The sequence below is a fragment of the Cobetia sp. SIMBA_158 genome, assembly GCF_046566945.1.
GTDB lineage: Bacteria > Pseudomonadota > Gammaproteobacteria > Pseudomonadales > Halomonadaceae > Cobetia > Cobetia amphilecti.
Window position 1 is genome coordinate 1 of record NZ_JAWJYL010000925.1, and the last position, 244, is coordinate 244.

Sequence of the window (244 nt, forward strand, 5' to 3'; positions counted from 1 at the left end):
GCCGATTTCCCCGACGTGCTGATGTGCATCCAGCGCCGCGAGTACTTCCGCGTCGATGCGCCGATCGTCGATCCGTTCCTCTGCCGCGGCAAGCTGCCGGACGGCGAGAGCTTCGTGTTCGAGGTGCATAACCTGTCGCTCGGCGGCGTCGGGTTGCGCACGGCCGACGAGCGCGTCGAGGCGCTCGAGGTCGGCACGCTGCTGCCGGACGTCGAGCTCGAGCTGACCGGCCATGGCAAGCTGT

At 68.4% G+C, this 244-nt stretch carries 1 pseudogene; it reads left to right on the forward strand.

Annotated elements, in window-relative coordinates:
• Positions 1 to 244, forward strand: a pseudogene (locus R2R70_RS22525) (hypothetical protein); the annotation flags it as partial.